The 21,856-nt window shown below is 67.5% G+C and carries 28 protein-coding genes; 11 read left to right on the top strand and 17 right to left on the bottom strand.

Going from position 1 to position 21,856, the window contains the following annotated elements; translation table 11 throughout:
• Nucleotides 1-17 precede the first annotated feature (17 nt).
• Nucleotides 18-521, bottom strand: a complete 504-nt coding sequence (locus A3ES_RS0140780) for a MarR family winged helix-turn-helix transcriptional regulator (protein ID WP_020392617.1) — start codon at nt 519-521, stop codon at nt 18-20.
• A gap of 30 nt (nt 522-551) precedes the next feature.
• Complete coding sequence (locus tag A3ES_RS50175; RefSeq protein ID WP_020392616.1) at nt 552-1,088, bottom strand: TetR/AcrR family transcriptional regulator; 537 nt, start codon at nt 1,086-1,088, stop codon at nt 552-554.
• Nucleotides 1,089-1,202: 114 nt separating this feature from the next.
• On the opposite strand from A3ES_RS50175, the gene A3ES_RS0140770 reads away from it, so the two are divergent.
• A complete protein-coding gene (locus tag A3ES_RS0140770; protein ID WP_020392615.1) occupies nt 1,203-1,778 on the top strand; it encodes a hypothetical protein in 576 nt (191 codons plus the stop codon).
• A gap of 3 nt (nt 1,779-1,781) precedes the next feature.
• Here the strand turns inward: A3ES_RS0140770 and A3ES_RS0140765 are convergent, their stop codons facing one another.
• From A3ES_RS0140765 to A3ES_RS0140745, 5 genes are all read right to left on the bottom strand, one after another.
• Nucleotides 1,782-2,771: a copper resistance D family protein gene (locus tag A3ES_RS0140765; RefSeq protein WP_063746050.1), complete on the bottom strand. Its 990-nt coding sequence runs from the start codon at nt 2,769-2,771 to the stop codon at nt 1,782-1,784.
• On the bottom strand, nt 2,768-3,277 hold the full coding sequence (locus tag A3ES_RS0140760; protein ID WP_026163667.1) for a copper resistance CopC family protein: 510 nt from the start codon (nt 3,275-3,277) through the stop codon (nt 2,768-2,770). Before A3ES_RS0140760 ends, A3ES_RS0140765 begins: the two co-directional genes overlap by 4 nt.
• 2 nt (nt 3,278-3,279) lie before the next feature.
• Nucleotides 3,280-3,969, bottom strand: coding sequence for a YcnI family copper-binding membrane protein (locus A3ES_RS0140755; protein ID WP_020392612.1), 690 nt, complete (start codon nt 3,967-3,969; stop codon nt 3,280-3,282).
• Between the two features lie 57 nt (nt 3,970-4,026).
• On the bottom strand, nt 4,027-4,659 hold the full coding sequence (locus tag A3ES_RS0140750; protein ID WP_157631024.1) for a hypothetical protein: 633 nt from the start codon (nt 4,657-4,659) through the stop codon (nt 4,027-4,029).
• 93 nt (nt 4,660-4,752) lie between these two features.
• Nucleotides 4,753-5,589, bottom strand: a complete 837-nt coding sequence (locus tag A3ES_RS0140745; RefSeq protein ID WP_020392610.1) for an alpha/beta fold hydrolase — start codon at nt 5,587-5,589, stop codon at nt 4,753-4,755.
• Nucleotides 5,590-5,861: 272 nt separating this feature from the next.
• On the opposite strand from A3ES_RS0140745, the gene A3ES_RS0140740 reads away from it, so the two are divergent.
• Nucleotides 5,862-6,704 carry an ROK family protein gene (locus tag A3ES_RS0140740; protein ID WP_020392609.1) on the top strand — a complete coding sequence of 281 codons (843 nt, stop codon included), beginning with the start codon at nt 5,862-5,864 and terminating at the stop codon, nt 6,702-6,704.
• A gap of 26 nt (nt 6,705-6,730) precedes the next feature.
• Nucleotides 6,731-7,414 carry a pentapeptide repeat-containing protein gene (locus tag A3ES_RS0140735; protein ID WP_051084925.1) on the top strand — a complete coding sequence of 228 codons (684 nt, stop codon included), beginning with the start codon at nt 6,731-6,733 and terminating at the stop codon, nt 7,412-7,414.
• Between the two features lie 30 nt (nt 7,415-7,444).
• Here A3ES_RS0140735 and A3ES_RS0140730 read toward each other — a convergent pair whose 3' ends face one another.
• On the bottom strand, nt 7,445-8,215 hold the full coding sequence (locus A3ES_RS0140730; protein WP_020392607.1) for a TetR/AcrR family transcriptional regulator C-terminal domain-containing protein: 771 nt from the start codon (nt 8,213-8,215) through the stop codon (nt 7,445-7,447).
• Between the two features lie 67 nt (nt 8,216-8,282).
• Here A3ES_RS0140730 and A3ES_RS0140725 point away from each other — a divergent pair, with 67 nt between their 5' ends.
• Nucleotides 8,283-9,086, top strand: a complete 804-nt coding sequence (locus A3ES_RS0140725; RefSeq protein WP_020392606.1) for an alpha/beta fold hydrolase — start codon at nt 8,283-8,285, stop codon at nt 9,084-9,086.
• Here the strand turns inward: A3ES_RS0140725 and A3ES_RS0140720 are convergent.
• From A3ES_RS0140720 to A3ES_RS0140690, 7 genes are all read right to left on the bottom strand, one after another.
• Nucleotides 9,083-10,069, bottom strand: coding sequence for a LuxR C-terminal-related transcriptional regulator (locus tag A3ES_RS0140720; RefSeq protein WP_020392605.1), 987 nt, complete (start codon nt 10,067-10,069; stop codon nt 9,083-9,085). The two genes, A3ES_RS0140725 and A3ES_RS0140720, sit on opposite strands and share 4 nt — an antisense overlap.
• Nucleotides 10,070-10,196: 127 nt before the next feature.
• Nucleotides 10,197-11,066 carry a hypothetical protein gene (locus tag A3ES_RS0140715; RefSeq protein ID WP_020392604.1) on the bottom strand — a complete coding sequence of 290 codons (870 nt, stop codon included), beginning with the start codon at nt 11,064-11,066 and terminating at the stop codon, nt 10,197-10,199.
• A gap of 12 nt (nt 11,067-11,078) precedes the next feature.
• The gene (locus A3ES_RS0140710; protein WP_020392603.1) at nt 11,079-11,420 is read right to left on the bottom strand and encodes a hypothetical protein; all 342 of its coding nucleotides are present in this window, start codon (nt 11,418-11,420) and stop codon (nt 11,079-11,081) included.
• Between the two features lie 260 nt (nt 11,421-11,680).
• Nucleotides 11,681-12,034 carry a VOC family protein gene (locus A3ES_RS0140705; protein ID WP_020392602.1) on the bottom strand — a complete coding sequence of 118 codons (354 nt, stop codon included), beginning with the start codon at nt 12,032-12,034 and terminating at the stop codon, nt 11,681-11,683.
• Nucleotides 12,034-12,339 (bottom strand): hypothetical protein, encoded by a 306-nt coding sequence (locus A3ES_RS50170; protein ID WP_020392601.1) that lies wholly within the window; start codon nt 12,337-12,339, stop codon nt 12,034-12,036. Before A3ES_RS50170 ends, A3ES_RS0140705 begins: the two co-directional genes overlap by 1 nt.
• A complete protein-coding gene (locus A3ES_RS0140695; RefSeq protein ID WP_020392600.1) occupies nt 12,336-12,962 on the bottom strand; it encodes an RNA polymerase sigma factor in 627 nt (208 codons plus the stop codon). The genes A3ES_RS50170 and A3ES_RS0140695 overlap by 4 nt, the downstream gene beginning before the upstream one ends.
• Nucleotides 12,959-14,512, bottom strand: a complete 1,554-nt coding sequence (locus tag A3ES_RS0140690) for a sodium:solute symporter family protein (protein WP_020392599.1) — start codon at nt 14,510-14,512, stop codon at nt 12,959-12,961. Before A3ES_RS0140690 ends, A3ES_RS0140695 begins: the two co-directional genes overlap by 4 nt.
• Nucleotides 14,513-14,739: 227 nt before the next feature.
• On the opposite strand from A3ES_RS0140690, the gene A3ES_RS0140685 reads away from it, so the two are divergent.
• Genes A3ES_RS0140685 through A3ES_RS53190 form a run of 3 tightly spaced genes read left to right on the top strand, consistent with a single transcriptional unit; the run spans nt 14,740 to nt 17,338 of the window.
• Nucleotides 14,740-14,973, top strand: a complete 234-nt coding sequence (locus tag A3ES_RS0140685) for a DUF3311 domain-containing protein (RefSeq protein WP_020392598.1) — start codon at nt 14,740-14,742, stop codon at nt 14,971-14,973.
• Nucleotides 14,970-17,141 (top strand): carbon starvation CstA family protein, encoded by a 2,172-nt coding sequence (locus tag A3ES_RS0140680; RefSeq protein ID WP_020392597.1) that lies wholly within the window; start codon nt 14,970-14,972, stop codon nt 17,139-17,141. The genes A3ES_RS0140685 and A3ES_RS0140680 overlap by 4 nt, the downstream gene beginning before the upstream one ends.
• Complete coding sequence (locus tag A3ES_RS53190; RefSeq protein ID WP_083934016.1) at nt 17,138-17,338, top strand: YbdD/YjiX family protein; 201 nt, start codon at nt 17,138-17,140, stop codon at nt 17,336-17,338. Before A3ES_RS0140680 ends, A3ES_RS53190 begins: the two co-directional genes overlap by 4 nt.
• 100 nt (nt 17,339-17,438) lie before the next feature.
• On the opposite strand, the gene A3ES_RS0140670 is transcribed toward A3ES_RS53190, so the two are convergent.
• Entirely contained in the window at nt 17,439-18,332 is an 894-nt protein-coding gene (locus A3ES_RS0140670; protein WP_157631023.1) for a hypothetical protein, read from the bottom strand.
• Between the two features lie 770 nt (nt 18,333-19,102).
• On the opposite strand from A3ES_RS0140670, the gene A3ES_RS54685 reads away from it, so the two are divergent.
• On the top strand, nt 19,103-19,627 hold the full coding sequence (locus A3ES_RS54685) for a hypothetical protein (protein ID WP_157631022.1): 525 nt from the start codon (nt 19,103-19,105) through the stop codon (nt 19,625-19,627).
• 131 nt (nt 19,628-19,758) lie between these two features.
• On the opposite strand, the gene A3ES_RS56530 is transcribed toward A3ES_RS54685, so the two are convergent.
• A complete protein-coding gene (locus A3ES_RS56530; protein ID WP_020392593.1) occupies nt 19,759-19,914 on the bottom strand; it encodes a hypothetical protein in 156 nt (51 codons plus the stop codon).
• A gap of 100 nt (nt 19,915-20,014) precedes the next feature.
• Here A3ES_RS56530 and A3ES_RS0140655 point away from each other — a divergent pair, with 100 nt between their 5' ends.
• From A3ES_RS0140655 to A3ES_RS0140640, 3 genes are all read left to right on the top strand, one after another.
• On the top strand, nt 20,015-20,326 hold the full coding sequence (locus tag A3ES_RS0140655; RefSeq protein ID WP_020392592.1) for a hypothetical protein: 312 nt from the start codon (nt 20,015-20,017) through the stop codon (nt 20,324-20,326).
• Nucleotides 20,323-21,489 (top strand): hypothetical protein, encoded by a 1,167-nt coding sequence (locus tag A3ES_RS0140650; RefSeq protein WP_020392591.1) that lies wholly within the window; start codon nt 20,323-20,325, stop codon nt 21,487-21,489. Before A3ES_RS0140655 ends, A3ES_RS0140650 begins: the two co-directional genes overlap by 4 nt.
• Before the next feature lie 149 nt (nt 21,490-21,638).
• The coding region (locus A3ES_RS0140640) for a transposase (protein ID WP_020391295.1) at nt 21,639-21,856 on the top strand (218 nt) is incomplete at its 3' end.

Here is a 21,856-nt window from a genome sequence, read left to right as displayed (position 1 = left end):
GAATCGCGGTCCTGCGGTCAGCAGTTCGAGCTGTCGCCCGGAGTGGAGTCGTCCGCGCAGATATCGCGGGTGGGCAGGTCGCCGAGCACCCGGTCGAGCAGCTTGGTGAACAGGTCCTGCTCTTCGCGGGTCAGTCGGTCCAGGAAATAGCTCCGGACCGCGTCCACGTGATCCGGTGCCGCCGCCGCGATCGCTGCCCGGCCGGCGTCGGTCAGCCTGACCATCGATCCGCGCGCGTCGGACTCACACTCCTCGCGAACCACCAGCCCGCGCTTCTCCATCCGGCTGACCTGGTGCGACAGCCGGCTCCGCTCCCAGCCAATGGACCGGCCGAGGTCGCGCGTTCGCAGTACGCCGGCCTCCGAGATCGACAGCGGGTGGAGCAGCGCGTAGTCCGCGCCGGACAGCCCGGAATTGCGGACCAGTCGGCCCTCGAGCGTCGTCATCAGCTCGCGGTGGGCGTCACGGTACGACTGCCAAAGATGCGCCTCGCGCGCATCGAGCCATCCCGTCTCCGTCATCCACCTATCCTACGTCCACCTGTTGACATGTCACCGAGCCTCGCCCTTTCGGGCAGCGAGGGTCTGCAGGTAGAAGCCCTTCCAGTCCCCTGCCGGCGACTTCGGCACCGATCGCTCCAGCGCGATCAGACCGTGCATCGTGGCCCAGAACCGCAGCGCTCCGACCTCTCCACCGGACAGGTACGCCGCAACCCGGGCAATCGCGTCACCGCGCAGAGACTCGTCGATCCCCAGCGCCGGCAGATCCTGGTCGAACAGCAAGGCATACGCCCCGGGATTGGCCAGCGCGAACCGCCGGTACGCCGATGCCAACCCGAGCGCCGCGCTCCCTTCGACCGGCCGTGCCCGCTCCAGTACGGCGTACAGGCTGTCGGCGGTCTGCTCGTAGACCGCGTTCATCAGTCCACCGCGGCTGCCGAACTTGGTGTAGACGCACATCGTCGATCGCCCCGCTGCCTCCACCACGCGGCGAACGGTCAGCCCCGCGACCCCGTCGGTCGCCAGGACGTCGGCGGCACCGGCCAGCAGGCGTTCACGGATGTCGAGTTGTTCGGTACTGCGAGCCATGGGACTCCGCTCCGGAGGACACAACTGGGTCACGGCCCTTGTGATCCCCGGCCGCCACGCTCACTATAACAACCGTTATCCAATAACGACTGTTATCGAATCTGGAGGCGTGTGATGACGTTGTCGACGTTGTACCGATCGGCCGCCGTGGCAGGACTGGCAAGCGCCATGGTCCTGCTCGTCAACACGGCCAAGCGGGCCGAGCTGATCCCGACCACTGCCGCGACCCAACTGGTCGCACCACTGGCCCAGGTCCTGGCACTCGGGCTGATCATGGCGTTGTTCGCCCGGACCGGTCGCCGCAGCGGCACGTTCGGCGTGGTTGCCTTCGGCCTCAACTTCGCCGCGATCGCCTTACTGGTCGGGGTCGAGTTCATCCTCAACCTCGTCTTTCCGCGTGTCGACAGCGCGACCGTCGAGGCACTGCGCGCCGGCCCGCTGGGCGTTGCGCTGACGGTTGCATCGATCCTTTTCCTGATCAGCACGACCGTGTTCGCGGCCTCACTGTGGCGTCGCGAGGGACCGCCACGCCCGGCGCTGATCCTGTACGCCGTCGGCGCGGTGCCGGTCTCGCTGCGCGCCGCAGTACCGGAGGCTGCTCTGCAAGCAGGACTCCTGCTCCTCGCGATCGCGGTCTGCTGGCTGTCGGCCTGGCTCTGGTCCAGCTCGCGGGAGCCGCAGCCGGCCTGACCGTCAGGGAGTGCGGGAGAGCGCGACCGCGAGGCCGACGGTCGCGGACATGAGGAGGAGTTCGCCGGCGGCGAGGCGCCAGAAGGCCGCCGGCTGGTTGGTCGCGAGGGCGGGGAGGGTGGAGCGGCGATGCCACCAGCCGATCCAGACCAGCAGCGCGAAGGCGACGGCCTTGGCGAAGACGAGGACGCCGTAACCGGTGGTCACCCATTGGGTGATCAAGCTCCAGCCGTCCTCCCGGCCGCCCAGGTGGATCTCGGCGGTCAGCAGGCCGGTGGCTCCGATCGCGATGGCACACACAAGGGCAAGGCGGCTGAATCGCTCGACAGCCTTTTCGCGCCCGTACCGAATCAGCGAGCCGAGGCCGCCGATCCACGCCGTCGCGCAGAACACGTGCACAACCAACGAGGCAGTGGCGAGCATCGACCAGAAGGCAGTCCGGGCGATCGCGCCGTGTCCGGTCAACAGCGGGCCGGCTAATGCAACCGCGGTCAGCACCAGAGCAACTCTCGCTGTGGCAACTGTGCGGCAGCCGGAGAGAAGCACTGCCAGGAAGGCCGTCAGCACGACGGACACAGCGAGAGCCCTGACCTGGTTGAGAGATCCCGCATCCCCAGCGCGCGAAGCCAACTGCGACAACGGTACGCCGAGGATGACCGACGCGGTGGCCAAGAGCCCGCCGATACTCGCGACGGCCCAGACCCCGGCCGCCACTGCCCCATCTTGGCAAGCACGCAAGCCTTGCGCCCCCAGGTTTTTTGTTGCTGGGAGCAACCATGCTGCAGCCAGTACCGCGCCTCCGGTGCCGATGGCGGCGAGGTCGGCCAGCAGGCGTAGTACCGGGACGGCCCACGACACCGGCGTACCGGCTCCGGTCAGGCCTGCGGACAGCGGTTTCGGGGCGCCACCCGCGGCGTACAGCGCAACCACCAGTACGACGGCACTCGCGGCGACGACGCCGAGCCCCAAGACCTTCCCGGATACCCGGATCATTGGGGCGCGGGGCGGCGACGGACGATGACGACGGCCAGCGCGACCACGACGAGCATCACCAGGATCATCGCGACGATCACCACGACGTTCGACCTGCTGTCCTTGGTCGGCGGCGACCCGGCGGCCGGCGTAGCGGGATGACCGGCGTGCGTGATCGTGAAGCTGGCGGCGACGGTGATCGGGTGGCCGTCGGCCGACACGATCCGCGCGTCGACCGTGTACCTGCCGACGTCGACCAGCCCGTCGACCGGCTGGGTGACGGTGTTGTCGATCACCTTGATCTCGCCGGTGGACACGTTCGTCCCCTTGGGCGACTTGACCTGCACCTCGGCGCCGGTACTGCCGACCGGCTCGTTGAAGGTCAGCACCACCTGGGTCGGCGGCGCGGCCTGGGTCGAGCCATCGGCCGGCGTCATGGATTCGAGTTTGGCGTGCGCCGCCGCCGTACCGGTGGAAACCACCAGGACGGCGAGCGACGCCACCAGTAGAGCGGCTAGCCGACGCACGATTACGGCGTCGCCTTCCGCGTCCGCCCGGCCCGCAGGCCAAGGCCCAGCCCGACCAGGCCGAGCAGCAGCCCGGCCCCGCCGAGAACGCGGGCCAGGGTGTCCGAGCCACCCTTGCTCTCGGTCGTGGTGGCCGCAACGGGCGTGATCGCTTTTTTAAGCTCCAGCGTCGGCGCCGGGTGCTTCGGTTTCTCGCCGCCGTCCTCGGGGATCTCATCCCACTTGGCCACTTCGCCGTCGCTGTAGGTCTGGACAGCCGGGAAGTTGAGCGAGTCCACTCCCTCGGGAAGCTTGCCGACCGACAGCGCGAACTCGTCGAAGTCGTTCGGCGGTACGCCGACCGCTGTCGCCGCGGTCCAGGTGACGGCGGTGATCGCCTCGGACAGCGTGACGTCGCCGACCTTCACCGGCTGCGGCAGCTTCTCGGTCGTCTTCACCACCTTCCAGCCATCCTTCACCTGCGCACCGACATGGGCGAACGGATGGTCCTTCGGCAGCGTGACAACGAGCTTGGTGGTGCTGGCGGTATCGGATTCACTCGGCACCCGGAACACCAGCTTGGCGTAGCCGCCCGGTTTCGCGTCCGGCGACGACACGGTGACGTGGGCGGAGGCCGAACTGGTGGCTCCGACCAGCACCAACGCGGTCGCCGCGGTGATCGCGGCAGCGCGTAGTACGAGTTTCTTGGACATGCTTGAGACCCTCTCGCGGGCAACGGTTTCGAACCGTCCCGCGTCTCCGCGGGCCGGTCAGGACAGAGCTAGTAGCGCCCTGTACTGCGGGGGCCCACGCCGCGACACGTTCGAGGTCAGCCACACCTCGGTCGGGTGCGGCCGCCCCGGTACTGCGGCCGGCGCGGCGCCCATGGTGGGAATGGCAACCGCTGGGGCCGGGAGCTGTGGGACCAGGCGCGCCAGGATCCGCAGTACACGCTGGACCCAGCGGTGGGTGCCGCCGATCAGGGCAACGCTGGCCAGCAACACCAGCAGGTGCGCGGCCGTCATGGCGAGCGCGTCGGTGAGACCCGTGTGGATCGGCGCTGTGGCGGTATCGGTTGCTTGCGGCATCGTCATGCCGGACGTGTGGTGGTGCCCGGCCATGTCGTGCATCGAGCTGTGCCCGGCCGGCATCGGCGCAGCCGGTGTTGGATGCGACGAGTCCAGGGTGAGGTGCACGACCAGCTGGACCCCGGCGAACAGTACGACCGACAGCAGCCGATGGCCGGCTACGAACTCACCGACCAGCCAGCAGACGGCCGCGATCGCGAGAAGTTGCGGAACCACCGCCAGGGAGGCGGAGCCACCTACCAGCACGTGACCGGCCACCGCGACCGCGACGCTCAGCGTCGCGACCGCGGACGTCGTACTGGTCTCGGCACGCAAGCCGGTCACCTTCGTCGTTCGCAGTGAGGTCAGCGTGACCGTCGGTGGGCGGGCCGCGCTTCCGACAACTCTACGTCCGGATGGATCGCGGCCTCAGTGTGCCGTGGTGAAACGGGTGATCGCCCCGAAGAACTCCCCTGGCTGTTCCAGGTGGCCGAAGTGCCCGCTGTCCGGGAGAACCACGAGTTCCGAGCCGGGGATGCCGTCATGCAGCTGCCGGCCCCACTTTTCCCCACAGATGAAGTCGTAGGCGCCGACGATGACCAGCACCGGTGCCTCGATCTCGGCCAGCCGCTCGCGGACGTCCCACAGGGTCTGCTGCCGGTTCGGGTCGACCGTGATGTCGACCAGCGAGAGCCAGTCGGTCAGCCGCGGCACGATCTCCTCGAAGTCCCTGAAGTAGGCCGGCAGCAACCGGCGGAGCGCATCGGCCTGGCTCGCCTTGTCCTCCTGGGTGTCCTCCTGCCAGGCCGCCAGCACCTGGGCGGCGAGCGGATCCCCCGCGGGCCGGCGAGCGACGTACTCCTCGAGCTGCCGGAACGCCTCCTCGCCCAGCTCGGGTCCGTTGAACGCCATGCCGTCGTAGACGATCAGGCCGCGCAGGCGATCGGGGTAGTCCAGTGCGAACTGCAGCCCGACGAACCCACCCTGCGAGTGGCCCAGGAAGAAGACCTTCTCCGCACCTAGATGCTGGGCCACCTGGTCGGCGTAGTACGCGTACTTCGCCATGCTGTAGTCGCCATCGGGCAGCAGGTCGGAGTTCCCCGTGCCGACCGGCTCGAGGTAGACCATCGTGAGGTGCTGCTCGAGCTCGGGCATCCGCAGGTAGTCGTAGTGGATGCCGGGGCCGCCGGAGTGGACAAGACACAGCGGCCCAGAGCCGGCGACGTGATAGCTGACCTTCACGCCACCGACGATCAGTTCAGACATGCAGCCAGTTTGCCCGACCCATGCAACCAATCCGTGCGGTCGTCGCGTCGGGCCGGACCGCCGCCACTCACAAACCCCAACTGATCGCACCCAGCCAAGCGTGCGCAGGCGTGCTCCCGGGTGGTAACGGGAGGTTTGTGAGTGGCGGAGGTCCGGGCCTGCGGCCAGGCCCGCTCCCAGAGGTCATCGTGAGGTACAAGGTCCCCGGACAGCCGGAGTACGTCGCGCCCCAACGCTGAGCCAGTCCCCGCCTGTCGTGGATGATGGGGTGTATGAGTTCGGGTGTGCCGGTGCTGGAGATCGGCGGAAGTCATGTGACGGCGGCGATGGTTTCGGCCGGGGTGGTGGACGAGGTTCACCGGGCCGGGCTGGATTCGAAGGCCTCGGCCGACTCCATCATCGGGGAGTTGTGCGACGCGGCCAGGCAGTTGCCCTTGGCAAAGGGTCTGGCGGTGGCGCTGCCCGGTCCGTTCGACTTCGCCGCCGGCGTGGCGTGGTACCGGCTGGACAAGTTCGCCTCGCTCTACGGGCATGACCTCGGCCAGAGCCTGCGGGAGCAACTCGGGCTCGAGCGGGTCGTCTTCCTGAACGACGCGGAGGCGTTCACGGTCGGCGAATGGTCCGCGGGTGAACTGCGGGGGCTGGACCGTTGCGTCGGCATCACGATCGGTACCGGGATCGGCTCGGCCTTCCTCGACGACGGACGCGCCATCCGCACCGGCGACACGGTGCCGCCCGGCGGCGAGCTCTACCGCACGTCGTACGACAGCCGCCCGATCGAGGACTGGATCTCCGCCCGCGCGATCCTCCACCTGTACGCCGAACGCCGGGGCTCGCCGCCGGCGCGGAGTACCGGGGTCAAGGAGATCGCCGAGCAGGCCCGGGCCGGAGACGCCCTGGCCGAGGGCGTGCTGGTGGATGCGTTCCGGGTGCTCGCGGACGCGCTCGCGCCGTGGCTGGAACGCTTCGGGGCGACGCGGGTGGTGCTCGGTGGTGCGATCTCGGGTGCTTTCGATGTGGTGGCCGACGTGTTCCCATTCCCGGTCAGCGCGACCGAGGACACCGAGCATTCCGCGCTGATCGGGGCCGCGGCGCACTACGAGCGCGAAAACTGAGGGTGCTCGTCGCTACGGTGGCAGGTATGCCTCCTCGTAAGCCTGCCGCCCGGATCGCCGCTCCTCGTTTGCGAGCCCAGCTCGATGTCCAGGCAGTGACCGCGGTCGAGGACGAGGATCGTCTGACCGACCTGGAGCTGACCGATCAGGATCTCGGCGGACTGCTCGCCGAGCACCTCGAGATCAGCGGGTGCCGGCTGACCAAGGTCAACCTCGGCGGCTCGGATCTGGACAAGCTGATCCTGGTCGACCTCGAGCTCGAGCACTGCGATCTCGCCAACGCGCGCTGGGCGGACGCGTCGGCGACGCGAGTGTCGATCTCGTCGTCGCGGCTGACCGGATTCGCCGGGCCGGGGATGAACCTGCAGCACGTGACCGTGCGCGACTCGGTGCTCGACTTCAGCTCGTTCCGGTTCGCGAAGTTCGTGAAGGTCGAGTTCACCGACTGCCGGCTGCAGAGCGCCGACTTCGTCTCGGCCGACCTCAGCGGCACGGTCTTCCGCCGCTGCGACCTGACCGCCGTCGAGTTCTCCCAGGTGACGGCGACCGGCGCCGTCTTCGTCGACTGCACCTGGGAGGGGACGCGCGGCATCGGCAGCCTCTCCGGCGCCACGATCGCCAACTCCTCCCCCATCGACACCCTCGCCGTGACCGCAGCCATGGCCTCCGCCCTAGGCATCACCCTCGGCGACCCGGAAGACCAAACCTGAGCAACCGGCCGTCGGACAGTTCGTGTCCCTTCACCTAACGGCCGCGGACGGACCGTCGGCATGCCGGGCGAGGCCGTCGACCAGGAACTCGATTGAGCGCGTGAAAGCTTGATCGGCGGCCTTGACCCAGGGCTGCGCACCGAGTTTGCGCTGCTGAGCGGCGATCGCCGTCGACTCCGGGAAGCGCTCCGCGAAATCCGGCGCGGCGTCGGCGAGCGCCTTGCCGCGAGCCGCCCACCACTCGGCATCCTCCTCGGTCACCGCACCCCGGGCCTCGACAGCCTGCCGTGCCGCACCTCGTACGACGCTGAACAGGGCGCTCGTCGCCGCCGGACGATCCTGGATCGACAGGCCGGCAGTCGCCAGGATCCGCAGCAGCGACTCGAGCGCCTCCTGCTCGTGCGGGCCGAGCACCGGCCGCGCCGACGAGACATCGAGCAGCCACGGGTGAGCCAGGTAGAGCTCGCGCAGGCTGGTACACCAGCGCTTGACCGCTTTGCGCCAGTCCTTGCTGTTCTGTGATCTGGGCAGGTCCGCGTAGACGCTGTCGTACATCAGGTCTATGAGTACGTCGCGGCTGAGCACGTAGGTGTAGAGCGACATCGCCGTCCGGCCGAGTTCGTTGCCCACAGCCCGCATCGTGACCGCTTCGAGGCCGCCCGCGTCGGCGATCCGGACCGCCGCGGCGATGACCTCGGTGGCGCTGATGGCGTGCCGCGGGCCTCGCTTCGGCGTGGAGACCTTGCCCCACAGCAGCGCGAGCGTGCGCGCCGGATCTCCCTGGCCGATCCGCTCGGTCACGAATTTACTCCTTACGCCGTAAAGTGTTATCGTGCTCTGGAAGCACTATACAACGTAAGGAGTTTCCGTGATCGACTTCGAGGTGCACGGTGCCGGCCCGAATCTCTTGCTGCCGGTCAATCCCGCGGCTCCGGTCGAAGGCCCGGATGCCGAGCAGGTGCGAGCCTGGGGCGCGGACCCGGCTCTCGGCCACACTCTGGTCGAAGGTTTCAGCCAGCGCTTCCGGGTGATCGCCTTCGACTACGAGGGATTCGTCCAGGCCAACCCCAAACCCGACACTCTCACCCCCGACCATCTGGTCGCCGACTTCCTGACCGTCGCGGACGCCGCCGGCGCCGAGACCTTCGCGTACTACGGTTACAGCTGGCTCGGCATGGCCGGGCTCCAGCTCGCCATCCGCTCCAAACGGCTGACAGCCTTGGCGATGGGCGGCTACCCACCCCTGGACGGTCCGTACGACGCCATGCTCGCCGTCACGGAGGCCACCCACGCGATGGCCGGTGGCCCAGTCAGCGACGTGCCCGTCAAGCCCGGGGACTGGGACAGTACTGAAGTTGCCCTGAGCAAAGATCAGACGCAGCAGTTCGTCACGCTCTACCAAGCCCTGAAGGATTTCGACGACCACGCAGTACAGGCCGAGCTCACCATGCCCCGGCTCTGCATCGCCGGCAGTGCCGACAACATCCAGTACGGCGAGCGCTGGGGCAACACCTTGGTCAGCATCGGTACGCCGTTGGCCGCCAACAAGCCTTTGCTGGAAGACCTCGGCTGGACAGTGCAACTGCTGGACGGCCTCGACCACATGCAGGCGATGCAGGCCGCGCAGATCCTGCCCGTGGTGGAGCCGTGGCTGGCGGAGCAGCTTTGCTAGCGGGCCAGGTACTTGCGGAGGTCGTCGGCGATCTGGGCGCGGTTGACCATTCCGTACTTCTTCAGGATGGCGCTGAGGTGGGTCTTGACCGTGTTGAGGCTGATCCCCAGTTCGGCGGCGAGCTGGTCGTTGTCGAGGCCGTCGACCAGGAGGACGGCGACGCCCTGCTGCGCCTTGGTCAGGCTGGCGTAGCGGCGTTCGGGGCCCTCGTCGGTGTCGAGCATCATCTCCATCAGCTCCGACTGGATCTGCTCGGTCGCGCGCACCAGCCGGCCGAGGTGGCCCTGGATCGCGGCGCCGGCGGCCTCGGGTTCGGCCATCGCCTCGACGGCGATCGCGCGCAGCGAGGCGATCTGGTGACCGAGATACTCCATGACCCGATCGGAGGTGAGCAGCTCCGGACCCTCGTCACCGGCCGGTAGACGTCGCAACGCCTCGGCGTCTTCACCCTCCCGGGTGAGTACCCGGGCCACCAGCCCGCTCAGCCACTCGAACGCGCGGACCGCGTTGTCGTCATAGCTGTTCGGCTCATAGCTGTGCATCGACAACATGCCGAACAACCGATCCGTCCCCCCGTCCCCGGCTCGGAAGATCGGCACGGTGACGACATCCGCGGACGCGCGAGTGACATCGCCGATGGGGATGCCGGAGCGCAGTACGGCGCCGTTGTCGTAGGCGAGCCGGTACGTCTGGCGGTGCTTCAGCAACCAGGCGGTCTGGCCGTTCGGGCCGAAGTTGTGGGTGTCCGGGTCGAGGTACCGTCCGGAGTCGTAGCCGTAGGGGTAGCGGACCCGGTTCGTGCCATGCAGAAAGCCGACATAGAAGGTGTCGACCCGCGCGATCTTGCCGACCACGGCGCGCACATAGTCGTACAGGCCGTAGTGGTCGCCCCGGTAGAGCGACTGAATCTTGTGGTACGCCTCGCGCAGGATGATCGCCGTCTCGGCATCCACCCGCAGCGGGGCAGGCTTGTCGGATTCCACCGGCCGCCGTCCCCCTGTGACTAGTCCGTTTCCTGGTAGCGAGGACTATGCCGCCGTCACGGACGGTTGCCAAGAGTTCGCTGCGTAGTAGACCCGATGACAATAGCTGCAACTGGCTAGCGACTGGTTACGATGCCAGCCGCTCCCAGCTGGCCAGATCGCCCCAAACGGACCGGGGGTCGACGTACGGGCGGATCAGTGCGGTCAGCTCGGCATCGTCATCGCCCTTGAGCTGGTCGGAGGCGATCTTGCGAGCGACACCGGCCAGGAAATCGGCTACCTGGATGCGCGAGTCGGTGAAGGAATGCACCAGCTCCAGCCGTGCCAACGCAGTACCGGCCTGCAACTGCGCGATGCGCTCAGGCGACAACGTGGTCTGCCGATCGTGCGCGATGGCGACCCAGCGGCTGTGCTCACCCCAGTTCTCGACGGCGCGCGCGATGGCCCGCATCAAGGGATCGAGCGGCGGGATCACCGGTGGATCCTCGCGCAGCAAGGCCTCGGCACGCGGCCTCGACTGCTTGAGGGCCTGGACCGTGTCGCTGGTGATCTCCAGCCGGTCGAGTGCCTCGTAGAGGACGTCTACTTTGTCCCTCGCCCGCAGGAGGTCGTTCGCTGCTTCCAGGAAGTCATCCCAGCCAGCTTTGTGGCGGCCCGCGCGGTACAGATCGTCCGCCGGTTGCCCGATCAGTTGGCCGGTGAGCTGGGAGACGAGGAAGTAGGCCTTGTCCACCAGTTGCACCTGCGCCTGACCGAGCAGCGGCCCATTCGGGCCGAGCAGCCAAAGGAGGACGGGCCGGTGTTTGGACCGGAGTACATGGTTGGCCTTGTACTCCGTGGCAGGCGAGCGGATCCGTTCCCGCAACTCCGCGACGCAGGCGGCGGAGGTCTCCTTGTCGAGCGCCACGGCGGCATGCGCGAAGACATCGGTCACCCCACCGATCAGCTTCTCACCCTCATAGCCAGACTCATCGCAGGCAATCTCGACGAGGCTCACGCCCCGACTCTCTCACCGAACCGGGCTCAGCGCAGGCTCTTTGACCTCGATCTCCAGCTGACTGTGGTCGCTGATCGTGTCCAGCACCATGGCGACTGTCTTCTCCCCGCGCCCGGAGGCCAGGCGGGTCAGGGCCGCGATCAACTCGCCACCGCCCCGCGCGACCCACACGTCTCCGTCGGCCGCCACGATCCTGACCTCGGCGAAGCTCAACGCCCGTTGCGTGGGCGCGGGAGGCGGGACCTGCGCGACCAATAGATGTGCGATCGCCGGGATGCGCTGCCCCTTGCACACTCCGGCGATCGGCCGGTTCGAGCTCACCACCTGGTCGAGCTCAGCCAACCCTTTCGACACATCCCCAACCTGGAGCCCTGCAACTCCCCAGTCGCACCGTCCACACCACCCACACCCACAGCTTCGAGGCCCAGTCCCAGCGCCAAGACCACCCGCCCCCGTGCCCCCACCAGAACAGGCAACCCTCGACCACCCGGACCAACGGCCCCTTCCATCCCCCCAAACCCCAGACTGTCACTCTCCGCACTCCCCGCCCATCCCCCACCGAATGAGCCCTCAACCACCCACCCCTCATCCTGGGAATGAGAACTCCCCACGTCTCAGCTGTCCCCCTCGACCGGCCCGCCGCCGTAGCCGATCTCGTTCCCGTCAGGATCGCGGTAGGTCACCTTCCGTACGCCGTTCTCGTACGTCTCCCGCTCCACCGGCTCGATACCCCGCGCCGCGATCCCGTCGACAACCTCATCCAGGTCCTCGACGAACACGGTCACCAACCCACACCCAGCCCGCTCCGGCGACTCCTCGATGTAGATGTACTGATGCTCGGCAACCTCCCACACCGCCTCGACATCATTAGGCACAAACGCCGGCTCCCCACCGAAGAACCGCTCGTACCACCCCAACGCCGCCGCATACTCCCGCACCCGCAACCCAGCGAACAAGTCCACAGTCATCAGGGCTGACCTATTCGAGGCACCGGCGGCTCGTGCCGCTGGGCCGGGGCGCTGTCGTCGAAGATCACCGAGCCACCGGTATCGGCCCGGTTGAGCGCCCACAGCCCGATCAGGTCGGCGAGGGCGACCACCACGATCGCGATCAGCACGCCCAACCGCTTGCGGCGACGTTGCCGGCGGACCCATTCGGCACGGACCTCGTGATAGGCATCCGGGGACACCGAGACCTGCGCTGCCAGCGTTTCCAGGACATCTCGCACCAGTTCGTCGGAGGAAGGGCCGCCCTGGTGCGGGGACTCGTTCATCGGACCTCTCCCATTGCCCGGGTGAGCGCGGACATCGCACGCGCCGTGTGCGACTTCACCGCTCCGCACGAAATTCCCATCGCGGCTGCGATCTCAGCCTCCTTGAGGTCCATCCAGTAACGCAGCACGATCGCCTCGCGCTGACGCGGGGCCAGCTCCTCCAGCGCGGTGACCACGGCTCGTTGGTCCTCGCGCTCCAGGACCACGTTCTCCGCCGACACGTCGTCGCTCGGCCGCAGAGCGCGGTCGTGGTGCCGGCGGACCACCTGCAGGTGCCGCCACCGCATCCGCACCAGGTTCAAGACAGCGCCCCGAACGTACGCTGGGGCCGCGTCTGGCGAGCGCAGCTTGGGCCAGCGCCGGTAGAGCTGGCAGAACGCCTCGGCCACGATGTCCTCGGCGTCCGCCCCGGCCCCGAGCAGTACGGCGAGCCGCACCAACTGCGCATGCGACTGGTCGAAGACGCGGGCGATCGCGGCTTCGCGTTCGGCCTCCCGCAGATCGAGGGTCGGGGCCAGGACGCGGGGCGGACTCTCGGCCGACTCGCTGCCGACCCAGGGTATGGCCGCAGCGGCGACCGACGGGCCACCGATCCTCCCGGTACTGCGCCCTGGGCCGGTCATGCCGTCCTGCCTTGTGGACCCAGATCGAAACGGGTCGTAGTACGAGACCCGTTCGAGGCGGTGGCATCCACACCTCGGGAAACCCCGAGCCGGTCGAGTACCGGGGTGAGCGCCACTGCGACCGCCAGGTTCGCGATGAGCGCGATCACCGCGGCGTACACCTGGGTTTCGGCGGCACCGACGCTGACGTCCACCACCGCGGAGAACCCGCCTTCGGCGACCAGGTAGGTGCCCACGATCATCCCGGTGGCCCAGCCGGCCAGAACCCCGCCACGATGCAGCCGGCGGGTGCACAGCCCCAACGCGACGGCGGGGAAGGTCTGCAGGATCCAGACCCCGCCCAGGAGTTGCAGGTTGATGGCATCCTGCCCGCGGAGCCCGAACACGAAGACCAGCGCGCCGACCTTGACCACCAGCGACGTCACCCGGGCCACCCGGGTCTGGGTCCGCGGTGTGGCCTCGGGGTGGAGGTACTCGCTGTAGATGTTCCGGGCGAACAGGGTGCCGGCGGCGACCGACATCACCGCGGCGGGCACAAGTGCCCCGACGGCCAGCGCACCGAAGACGAGCCCGGTGAGCAACGCCGGAAGCAGGTCGGCGACGAACATCGGCAGCGCCGCCTCGCCGTTGCCCAGCGGCGCCTCGATGCCGGCGCTGCGCGCTGCCAGGCCCAGCAAACCGAACACCGCCAGGACTGCTGTCCACAGCGGCATCGCGATCACACAACGACGCAGCGCCCTTGCTGAGCTGGCGCTGAACGCAGCGGTGAGTACGTGCGGGTAGACCAGCAGGGCCATCGCCGACCCGAGCGCCAGGGTCGCGTAGGCCGCGTGCAACGAGGGGTCGAGTGACGCGGCGAAGGCGACGGGCGTCGCCGGGGCGTCGAGCCGGCCCAGGTCGAAAACGCCGCCGGGACCGCCCAACCGATGCAGGGCGGCAACGCTCACTCCGACGGCGACCGAGATCACCAGGGCGCCCTTGACGACGGCGATGAGTGCGGGTGCACGCAGTCCACTTCGGAAGGTTGCCACGGCCAGTACGCCGAACACCAGAGCCAGGATGGCATCGCCGCCGGCCCCCGCCGGATAGATGCCGCCGACCTCCAGTACCGCGCGGATCCCGAGCAGCTGCAGCGCGACGTACGGCATGGTCGCCAGCAGTCCGGTCAGGGCGATCGCGAGGGCAAGCTGATGCGATCCCCAGCGTCCGCGCACGTAGTCGGCGACGGTGATGAACCCGTGTTCAGCCGAGACCGACCAGAGCTTGGGCAACATCCAGAACGCGAGCGGGTAGACGACGATGGTGTACGGCAGGGCGAAGAAGCCGATCGCTCCCGCCCCGTAGACCAGTCCCGGGACCGCCGCGAAGGTGTACGCCGTGTAGATCGTTCCGCCCAGCAACAGCCAGACCGCCACAGCGCCGTACCGCCGGTCGGCCAGCGCCCACGCACCGAGCGTAGGGACCTCGTCACTGCGCAGGCGACCGGCCGCGAACGCGAGCAATGAGGCGCTCCCCAGCACCGCCACGAAGCCGAGCAGAGTGACGTCCACACCCACACCACCCTGACAGTCGACGCTGGGACAGTTGCGGTGACCCGGCTACTGGCAGTCAGACGCAGGTCTCTCCCACTAGTTGCGCAACCATGTCCGGGGGTTTACGTGCGGGTCAAGATGACCCTGATTCAGGTCCTGGTGTCAACCGGAACGCGTTCGTCGGCAACACATCTTGTGTACAGCGCATTTCCTGATCGACACGCACCGGAGAAGGACGGCCCATCTTGCCGACGAAAAGCAGCCGTGCCGGGCGCGCCAGGCGCTGGTCGGGTGTCTCGCTGCTCCTGCTGCCGGTAGTGGGGCTCGTCTGGGTCCCGTCGTACGCCCGCGACGAACCGCGACTGTTCGACGTGCCGTTCTTCTACTGGTACCAGCTCGTCTGGATCGGCCTGTGCATCACGTGCATGGCCGGCGCCGCTCTTCTGCTCCGATCACCTGACCCTGGAGGACCGAAGTGACGACAACCAAGACCCCGCAGCCTCAACAGCGGCGAACCCTCGATCCACGCAAGATCGCCATCTGGACGGCCGTGTCGGTTGCCGGCGCGATCTGCTGGGGTGTCATCGCCTTGGCCCGGGACGAGGAGATCTCGGCGATCTGGCTGCTCGGGGCGGCCCTCGGCACCTACGCGATCGGCTACCGGTTCTACGCGAAGTTCATCGCCAAGCGCGTGCTCGGGGTGGACAACACCCGCGCCACCCCGGCCGAGCGCAAGAACAACGGCGTCGACTTCGAACCGACCGACCGGCGGGTGCTCTTCGGTCACCACTTCGCCGCGATCGCGGGCGCTGGACCCCTGGTGGGTCCAGTACTCGCCGCTCAGATGGGCTACCTGCCGGGGACGATCTGGATCATCGTCGGCGTCATCCTGGCCGGCGCCGTCCAGGACATGGTCATCCTGTTCTTCTCGATGCGGCGCGACGGCAAGAGCCTGGGCCAGATGGCCCGCGAGGAGATCGGCCCGGTCGGCGGAGCCGCCGCGCTGATCGGAGTCTTCGCGATCATGATCATCCTGCTCGCGGTCCTCGCCATGGTCGTGGTCAACGCGATGGCGGTGTCGCCGTGGGCGACCTTCTCGATCGCGATGACGATCCCGATCGCGCTGTTCATGGGCTTCTACCTGCGGGTGATCCGGCCCGGTCGCGTGATGGAGACCACCGTGATCGGCATCGGCCTGCTGCTGCTCGCGCTGATCGCCGGCGGCTGGATCGAGGGCTCGGCCCTTGGCGACACGTTCACATTGTCGAAGGAAACCCTCGTCTTCTGCCTGATCGTCTATGGCTTCGTGGCCTCGGTGCTGCCGATCTGGATGCTCCTCACCCCCCGTGACTACCTGTCCACCTTCATGAAGATCGGCACGATCGCCCTGCTGGCCGTCGGTATCGTCATCGCCCGGCCGATGATGAAGAACGAGGCGGTCACCGATTTCGCCCTCAACGGCAACGGCCCGGTCTTCGCGGGCTCGCTGTTCCCGTTCGTCTTCATCACCATCGCCTGCGGTGCGCTGTCCGGCTTCCACGCGCTGGTCGCGTCGGGCACCACACCGAAGATGATCGAGAAGGAGTCGCAGGTCCGGATGATCGGGTACGGCGGCATGCTGGCCGAGAGCTTCGTCGCAGTCAGCGCGATCATCGCCGCGTCGATCATCGACCCCGGCCTGTACTACGCGATGAACTCGCCCGCCGCGCTACTTGGCACCTCATTGCAGTCCGCCTCGGAAGCGGTGACCGCACTGGGCTTCTCGATCACCCCCGACCAGTTGGCGGCAGCAGCCGCGGCGGTCGAGGAGCAGACCCTGGTGGCCCGCACCGGAGGCGCTCCCACGCTCGCGGTCGGCATGTCGCAGATCTTCTCCGCGGCGTTCGGCGGTGGGATGCAGGCCTTCTGGTACCACTTCGCGATCATGTTCGAGGCGCTGTTCATCCTCACCACTGTCGACGCTGGCACCCGGGTGGGCCGCTTCATGCTGCAGGACACCCTGGGCAACGTCTACAAGCCCATGCGCAACGTGTCGTGGCGGCCGGGCCTCATCTTCGCCAGTGCCATCGTGGTCGGCGGCTGGGGCTACTTCCTGTACGCCGGTGTCACCGACCCGCTCGGTGGTATCAACCAGCTGTTCCCGCTGTTCGGCATCGCCAACCAACTGCTGGCCGCCATCGCCCTCACCGTCGCCACCACGATCCTGATCAAGCGCGGCAAGCTGAAGTGGGCCTGGGTGACCGGTATCCCCCTCGTCTGGGACGCCACCGTCACGCTGACGGCGAGCTACCAGAAGGTCTTCTCCGACGATCCCAAGCTCGGCTTCTTCGCCCAGCGGACGAAGTTCTCCGACGCACTGGACGCCGGCCAGGTACTGCCGCCGGCCAAGAACCTGGACGAGATGGGCAAGATCGTCACCAACACCACGGTCGACGGCATCCTCGCCGCCTTCTTCGCCCTGATCGTCATCGTCGTCATCGTCGACGCCACCCGAATCTGCCTCCGCGCCCTGCGAAACCCGGAGACAGTCACGAACACGGAGGCACCCTACGTCCGCTCAAACCTGGTAGCCCCCGCCGGCCTGATAGCCACCAAGGAAGAAAAATCCGCCATGGCCGCGATCGGCGGCCCGGAGAACCAGCCATGACAGTGACCTCCACCGCAGTACGGGCCTGGCGAGGCATCCGCTGGTACCTACGAGAGGCCACCGGCGAATCCGCCTACGACCGCTACGTCGCAAAGGGCTGCACCGAGCACCCCGGCAGCGTCCCCATGGACCGCCGCACGTTCGAGCGCCACCGCCAAGACCTCGAAAACCAACGCCCCCAACAACGCTGCTGCTGACCGTCCAGTCGGCCTGCGGCAGCCAGTTCCAGTGCCGTACAGCAGCGACGGGTTGCTGCTGTACGGCACGGCACAGCTGGACCGATCCTGGGTGCCGGGCTCAGCGTGTGGCGTTGGCTGTTCTGGTGAGTACGCCGGTGCCGAGGTCGATCGCGTAGGCGCGCGGGACGCCCGGCCGGGAGATGTGTAGGACTTTCCCCTTCACGGCAACGGTCCAGCCTCGGTCGACCTCAGTCGGAAGATCGACGCACAGGGCCGTCGCGTCGGCCGCGAACAGAAGATGTACGAACGGTCCGTGTGGGCGCCCGAGCCCCTCGTGGCCCGCGCCGTGCGAGCCGCTGGGATGGGGGACGTACAGCGTCGCCACGCTGCGTCCGTCTCGGGTTGACGCGCGCGCGATGGGAAGGCCGGCCATCTCCTCGCCCAACGTCCGCTTGTCTGCTATCGCATCAGGGCGCAGGGCGGCAGACGCCCGGTCATAGGCGCGCACGACGTACTTGCCGGAGTCGGCCGGCGGTCGGTGCTCGATGAAGTAGATCAGGGACCCGTCTGGTGACCAGGCGTCGTACGTGAACTCACCGGACAGCTCGACCAGCTTCGATGCCTCCGTCTTCAGGTCAACGACCATGAAACGACTCATGCCTACCCGGGAGCTGCCGGTTTCGGCGAGTACCGCCAGGCTGCCGTCCGGTGTCGCGCCGTCCGGCGGGCCGTCCGCCACGACGCGCGGCAGCACCCAGCGCCCGTCGATGTCCAGCGGCCGGCCGGCCCCGCCCACCACGGACACCGAAGTGCGGGTCTCGGCGGACTGAACCCTAACGGTGATCGATCCGGCCCGCAGTTCGTCGGTCCTTGCCCCGGCAGACCCACTTGCCGTTGCGGTGCCGGTGACGGTCGGCTGCTCGGCGGCACTGGTGGCGCGGTCCGGCGTCGAGGTACAACCGGCAATCACCACAGCGCAGGCGATCAGAAGTGTGCTCCTGGATAGATGCATGCGGATTCCCTGACGTGTAGCTGGAGCAGTCGGCATGGTTCGTCGCCCGATGACCGGACAACTCACATACACCGCCGCAGCCCGACACGTTCCACGGGCCAATACTCGTCATCCAGCTGAGCTGCTCGAAAGCGAGCCCAGCAGAGCGTGGTAGCGATGGGGCAGCGGACAGGAGACAGACTGATCAAGATCCGAAACGAACTCGCCTGTGAATACAGGCGAAGCCAATTAGGGACCTGGTTACAGTTTGTTGTTAGCCCGTACGCCGACAGATGGCATACCGGCGACCCGATCCTGCACGCTATGTGAGCCTGATTCCTTATGGCAAAGGGTATTTCGAGGTCCACGACTTCGCTGACCGGTCAGTGGCGGATCGTGCGGACCCCCGCTGTCGCTCAGGCACTAGCCGTCTGGCCATGACCCAGGCGGCGGTTTCAAGGGAGTACGGAAAAGGTCACCCCACAACTGGCCGCAACCCTCACCGAACCCTTCCAACGCGGCACCAGACGCATCCGCACCGACCACGCAGGCATCGGGCTCGGTCTGGCGATCGTCAAACAATCATGCAAGCCCACGACCGCACCCTGGCCCTCACCCCCCGCTCAACCGGCGGTCTCCGCATCACAGTAGAACTACCCGCCGCCGAGGTCGCGCCGGCGGCGGCGCTGAATTTCTGAGGCCACCGGTTCTGCCTGCCCTGTCGAATTGGCAGGTGCTCGGTCGACGCACTGACAGCAGATGTGATCGACCAACGAGAAGGGCAGCTCCCAATGCGTTCATTCATCGACCGCTTCCGCGGCCAAAAACGACGGCTAGTGGCCACGGCGCTGGCGGCCGTCGCGGCCGCGAGCGCGCTAACGCTGGGTCCCGCGCCGACGCCGTCGGCCGCGCAAGCGGGTGCCGGCTCACTGTCCTGGACGCCTTGTCCGGGAGTGCCCGAGCCGACGCTAGGGCTGGAATGCACCACGGTTACCGTGCCGCTGGACTACGCAAAGCCTGCCGGCGAGACCATCGAGATCGCGGTGTCGCGGCTGCCGAGCACCAATCAGGCTTCCCGGCGGGGCGTGCTATTGCTCGACATCGGCGGCCAGGGCGACTCACAGGCGGCACTGCCACTCACGCTGGTGTCGCTGGGGCTTCCTGCCAGTGTGCGAGAGAGGTACGACCTCATCGAGTTCGACCCGCGCGGCATCGGCCGGAGTACGCCGCTGACCTGCAACCTGCGGCCCGACCAGGCGGAACGGAATCCAGATGCGCCCAAAGGGACTCTCGCCCGAGCAGGAGGTGGAGGCTGAACGGCTGTATGCCACAGGCCTGTCACTCAAGCGGGTGGGTGAGCGACTTGGAGTTGATGCCGAGACTGTCCGACGTGTTGCCTCTCCCCGACCCGGTCGACATCGCCATTCACCTCTACAACTCCGGCTGGTCACTCGTACGAGTCGGCGAGCGCCTCGGCGCCGATCCAACCACGGTACTGAACTGCCTCCAGAGACCTGGCGTCGTCATCCAAGACACACGCTGGGGGACCTTCGGCCTTGACGTACTGGCGGCGGTTCGCCGGTGCATCGTCAAACAGCGGCACCTCGAGCCGATCCTCCCCGCAATGGCTATGCTGCCGCGTCATGGCAAAGGGTGCTCGCAAATCTATGGTGCGATTGACCGGCCGGTGGCGGATCGTGGAAATGAGCGGGTGGGACCGTGATGCCATCGATCTGGTCGAGCCGGGTTTCATCGAGTTCACCGGCAGGATCGGCCAGTTCGGTTTCATCGCCGTCCGCGGCTGGTTGGACTGCCGCCCGGTCGAGCGGGATGGCCGGATCGGTGTCGAGTTTACCTGGGAAGGCGTCGACGAGGGCGATCAGGTCAGCGGGCGCGGCTGGGCATCTCTTGCCGATGACGAGACGATCGACGGGCACTTGTACTTCCACAACGGAGACGACTCGAGCTTCCGGGCAAAGCCCTTCCCCGCTGTCGATGACCTGGATGGGCAATGAGCGAGTACCAGTACTACGAGTTCCTGGCGATCGACCGACCGCTGGACGATGACGCGCAGGACGAGATTCGATCGCTCTCCACCCGCGCGCGGATCACCGCTACCAGTTTCGTGAACGAGTACCACTGGGGCGATTTCAGGGGCAGCCCGAAGCGGTTGATGGAGACCTATTACGACGCGCACCTGCACGTGACCAATTGGGGTACCCATCGGGTGATGTTCCGCCTGCCGTACGATCTGCTCGATCCCGATGTCGTCGAGGAGTACTGCGCCGGCGACCATGTGGATGTCTGGGTCGCGGACGAGTTCGTGGTGCTCGATCTCACCAGCGAGGATCACGCCGGCGAGTTCGAGTTCACCGATGGTGCTGAGGCGTTATTGTCGGCGATCGTCGGCGTCCGTGCCGAGCTCGCGGGCGGTGATCTCCGGCCGCTCTATCTCGCCTGGCTGGCCGCTTACGGTGCCTGGGAGCGGGACGAGAACGTCTTCGACCGCGACGCCGACGACGACCTCGAGCCACCGGTACCGCCGGGTTTGGGCATGCTCACCGCCGCCCAGCGGGCACTGGCGGACTTCCTGCGCCTCGACGACGAACTGCTCGCGGTCGCGGCTCAGACAAGTCCACCGCTCGAGCAGGTCACCGACGATCCCGATACTCTTGCCACTTGGGTGGATCGCCTACCAGTTGGCGAGAAGAACCGGCTCCTGGGACGCGTGCTCAAAGGTGAGGCCTCGAGGGTACGGATGGAGATGCTGCGCCGCTTCGGGGGCGACAATGCGCCGACCATCCCATGCCCGACTCGCCGGACCGTGGCCGACCTGCTCGACGACGCGGCACGCCGACGAGCCGACCGAAAGCGTCACCTGGCAGCCCAGCGTGCCGAAAACGAGGTGCGCCGGGAGCAGGCCCGCGCCCAGGCCCGCGCACAACGACTCGACAAACTGGCGACCGAGGAAGACGCCTCGTGGTCGCGCGTTGACGCGCTGATCGACACCCGGAAGCCAGCCGAGTACGACGCCGCCGTCGCACTGCTCACCGATCTCCAATCACTCGCCGAACGCGAGGACCGCTACGACAGATTCACCATGCGCACGACCGCGATACGGCAGGCCCACGCGCGCAAGTCCAGTCTCATCGAGCGCCTCGACCGGGCTGGCATCTGAGCTTCGGCTCGCACCTATCGTGGATCCCGTGGATGGTCTTCAACTGGCGAAGGTGGCGGGGCTCGCGGAGGAACTCGAAGGGGCCCTGACCCTGGTTCTTGGACACGCTGAATCCAGCCATGTGCTGGGGAAGCGAGATGATCAGGACCATGGCCCGCAAGAACTACTCCGAGGAGTTCCGTCGGCAGGCCGTCGACTTGTACGAGTCCACTCCGGGAGCGACGCTGCGTGGGATCGCAGCCGATCTCGGGATCGAGCGGGCGACCCTGGCACGCTGGGTCGACCTGTATGGGACGGGCAAGAAGACGACCGCCGACGGCAGCACCATCAGCAGCCCGTCCAGGCCCCGCCGGCGTGAGACGCCAAC

The sequence above is a fragment of the Kribbella catacumbae DSM 19601 genome, from assembly GCF_000372465.1.
Classification (GTDB): domain Bacteria; phylum Actinomycetota; class Actinomycetes; order Propionibacteriales; family Kribbellaceae; genus Kribbella; species Kribbella catacumbae.
Note: the sequence above shows the minus strand (reverse complement) of the source record. Positions and strands in the feature narration are given on the sequence as shown.

Excerpts from the sequence above, each read along its gene's own strand:
- A3ES_RS0140780 (WP_020392617.1), bottom strand. The coding sequence starts at position 521 with ATGACGGAGACGGGATGGCTCGATGCGCGCGAGGCGCATCTTTGGCAG.
- A3ES_RS50175 (WP_020392616.1), bottom strand. The coding sequence starts at position 1,088 with ATGGCTCGCAGTACCGAACAACTCGACATCCGTGAACGCCTGCTGGCC.
- A3ES_RS0140770 (WP_020392615.1), top strand. The coding sequence starts at position 1,203 with ATGACGTTGTCGACGTTGTACCGATCGGCCGCCGTGGCAGGACTGGCA.
- A3ES_RS0140765 (WP_063746050.1), bottom strand. The coding sequence starts at position 2,771 with ATGATCCGGGTATCCGGGAAGGTCTTGGGGCTCGGCGTCGTCGCCGCG.
- A3ES_RS0140755 (WP_020392612.1), bottom strand. The coding sequence starts at position 3,969 with ATGTCCAAGAAACTCGTACTACGCGCTGCCGCGATCACCGCGGCGACC.
- A3ES_RS0140745 (WP_020392610.1), bottom strand. The coding sequence starts at position 5,589 with ATGTCTGAACTGATCGTCGGTGGCGTGAAGGTCAGCTATCACGTCGCC.
- A3ES_RS0140740 (WP_020392609.1), top strand. The coding sequence starts at position 5,862 with ATGAGTTCGGGTGTGCCGGTGCTGGAGATCGGCGGAAGTCATGTGACG.
- A3ES_RS0140735 (WP_051084925.1), top strand. The coding sequence starts at position 6,731 with ATGCCTCCTCGTAAGCCTGCCGCCCGGATCGCCGCTCCTCGTTTGCGA.
- A3ES_RS0140705 (WP_020392602.1), bottom strand. The coding sequence starts at position 12,034 with ATGACTGTGGACTTGTTCGCTGGGTTGCGGGTGCGGGAGTATGCGGCG.
- A3ES_RS50170 (WP_020392601.1), bottom strand. The coding sequence starts at position 12,339 with ATGAACGAGTCCCCGCACCAGGGCGGCCCTTCCTCCGACGAACTGGTG.
- A3ES_RS0140695 (WP_020392600.1), bottom strand. The coding sequence starts at position 12,962 with ATGACCGGCCCAGGGCGCAGTACCGGGAGGATCGGTGGCCCGTCGGTC.
- A3ES_RS53190 (WP_083934016.1), top strand. The coding sequence starts at position 17,138 with ATGACAGTGACCTCCACCGCAGTACGGGCCTGGCGAGGCATCCGCTGG.
- A3ES_RS0140670 (WP_157631023.1), bottom strand. The coding sequence starts at position 18,332 with ATGCATCTATCCAGGAGCACACTTCTGATCGCCTGCGCTGTGGTGATT.
- A3ES_RS54685 (WP_157631022.1), top strand. The coding sequence starts at position 19,103 with ATGCGTTCATTCATCGACCGCTTCCGCGGCCAAAAACGACGGCTAGTG.
- A3ES_RS0140655 (WP_020392592.1), top strand. The coding sequence starts at position 20,015 with ATGAGCGGGTGGGACCGTGATGCCATCGATCTGGTCGAGCCGGGTTTC.
- A3ES_RS0140650 (WP_020392591.1), top strand. The coding sequence starts at position 20,323 with ATGAGCGAGTACCAGTACTACGAGTTCCTGGCGATCGACCGACCGCTG.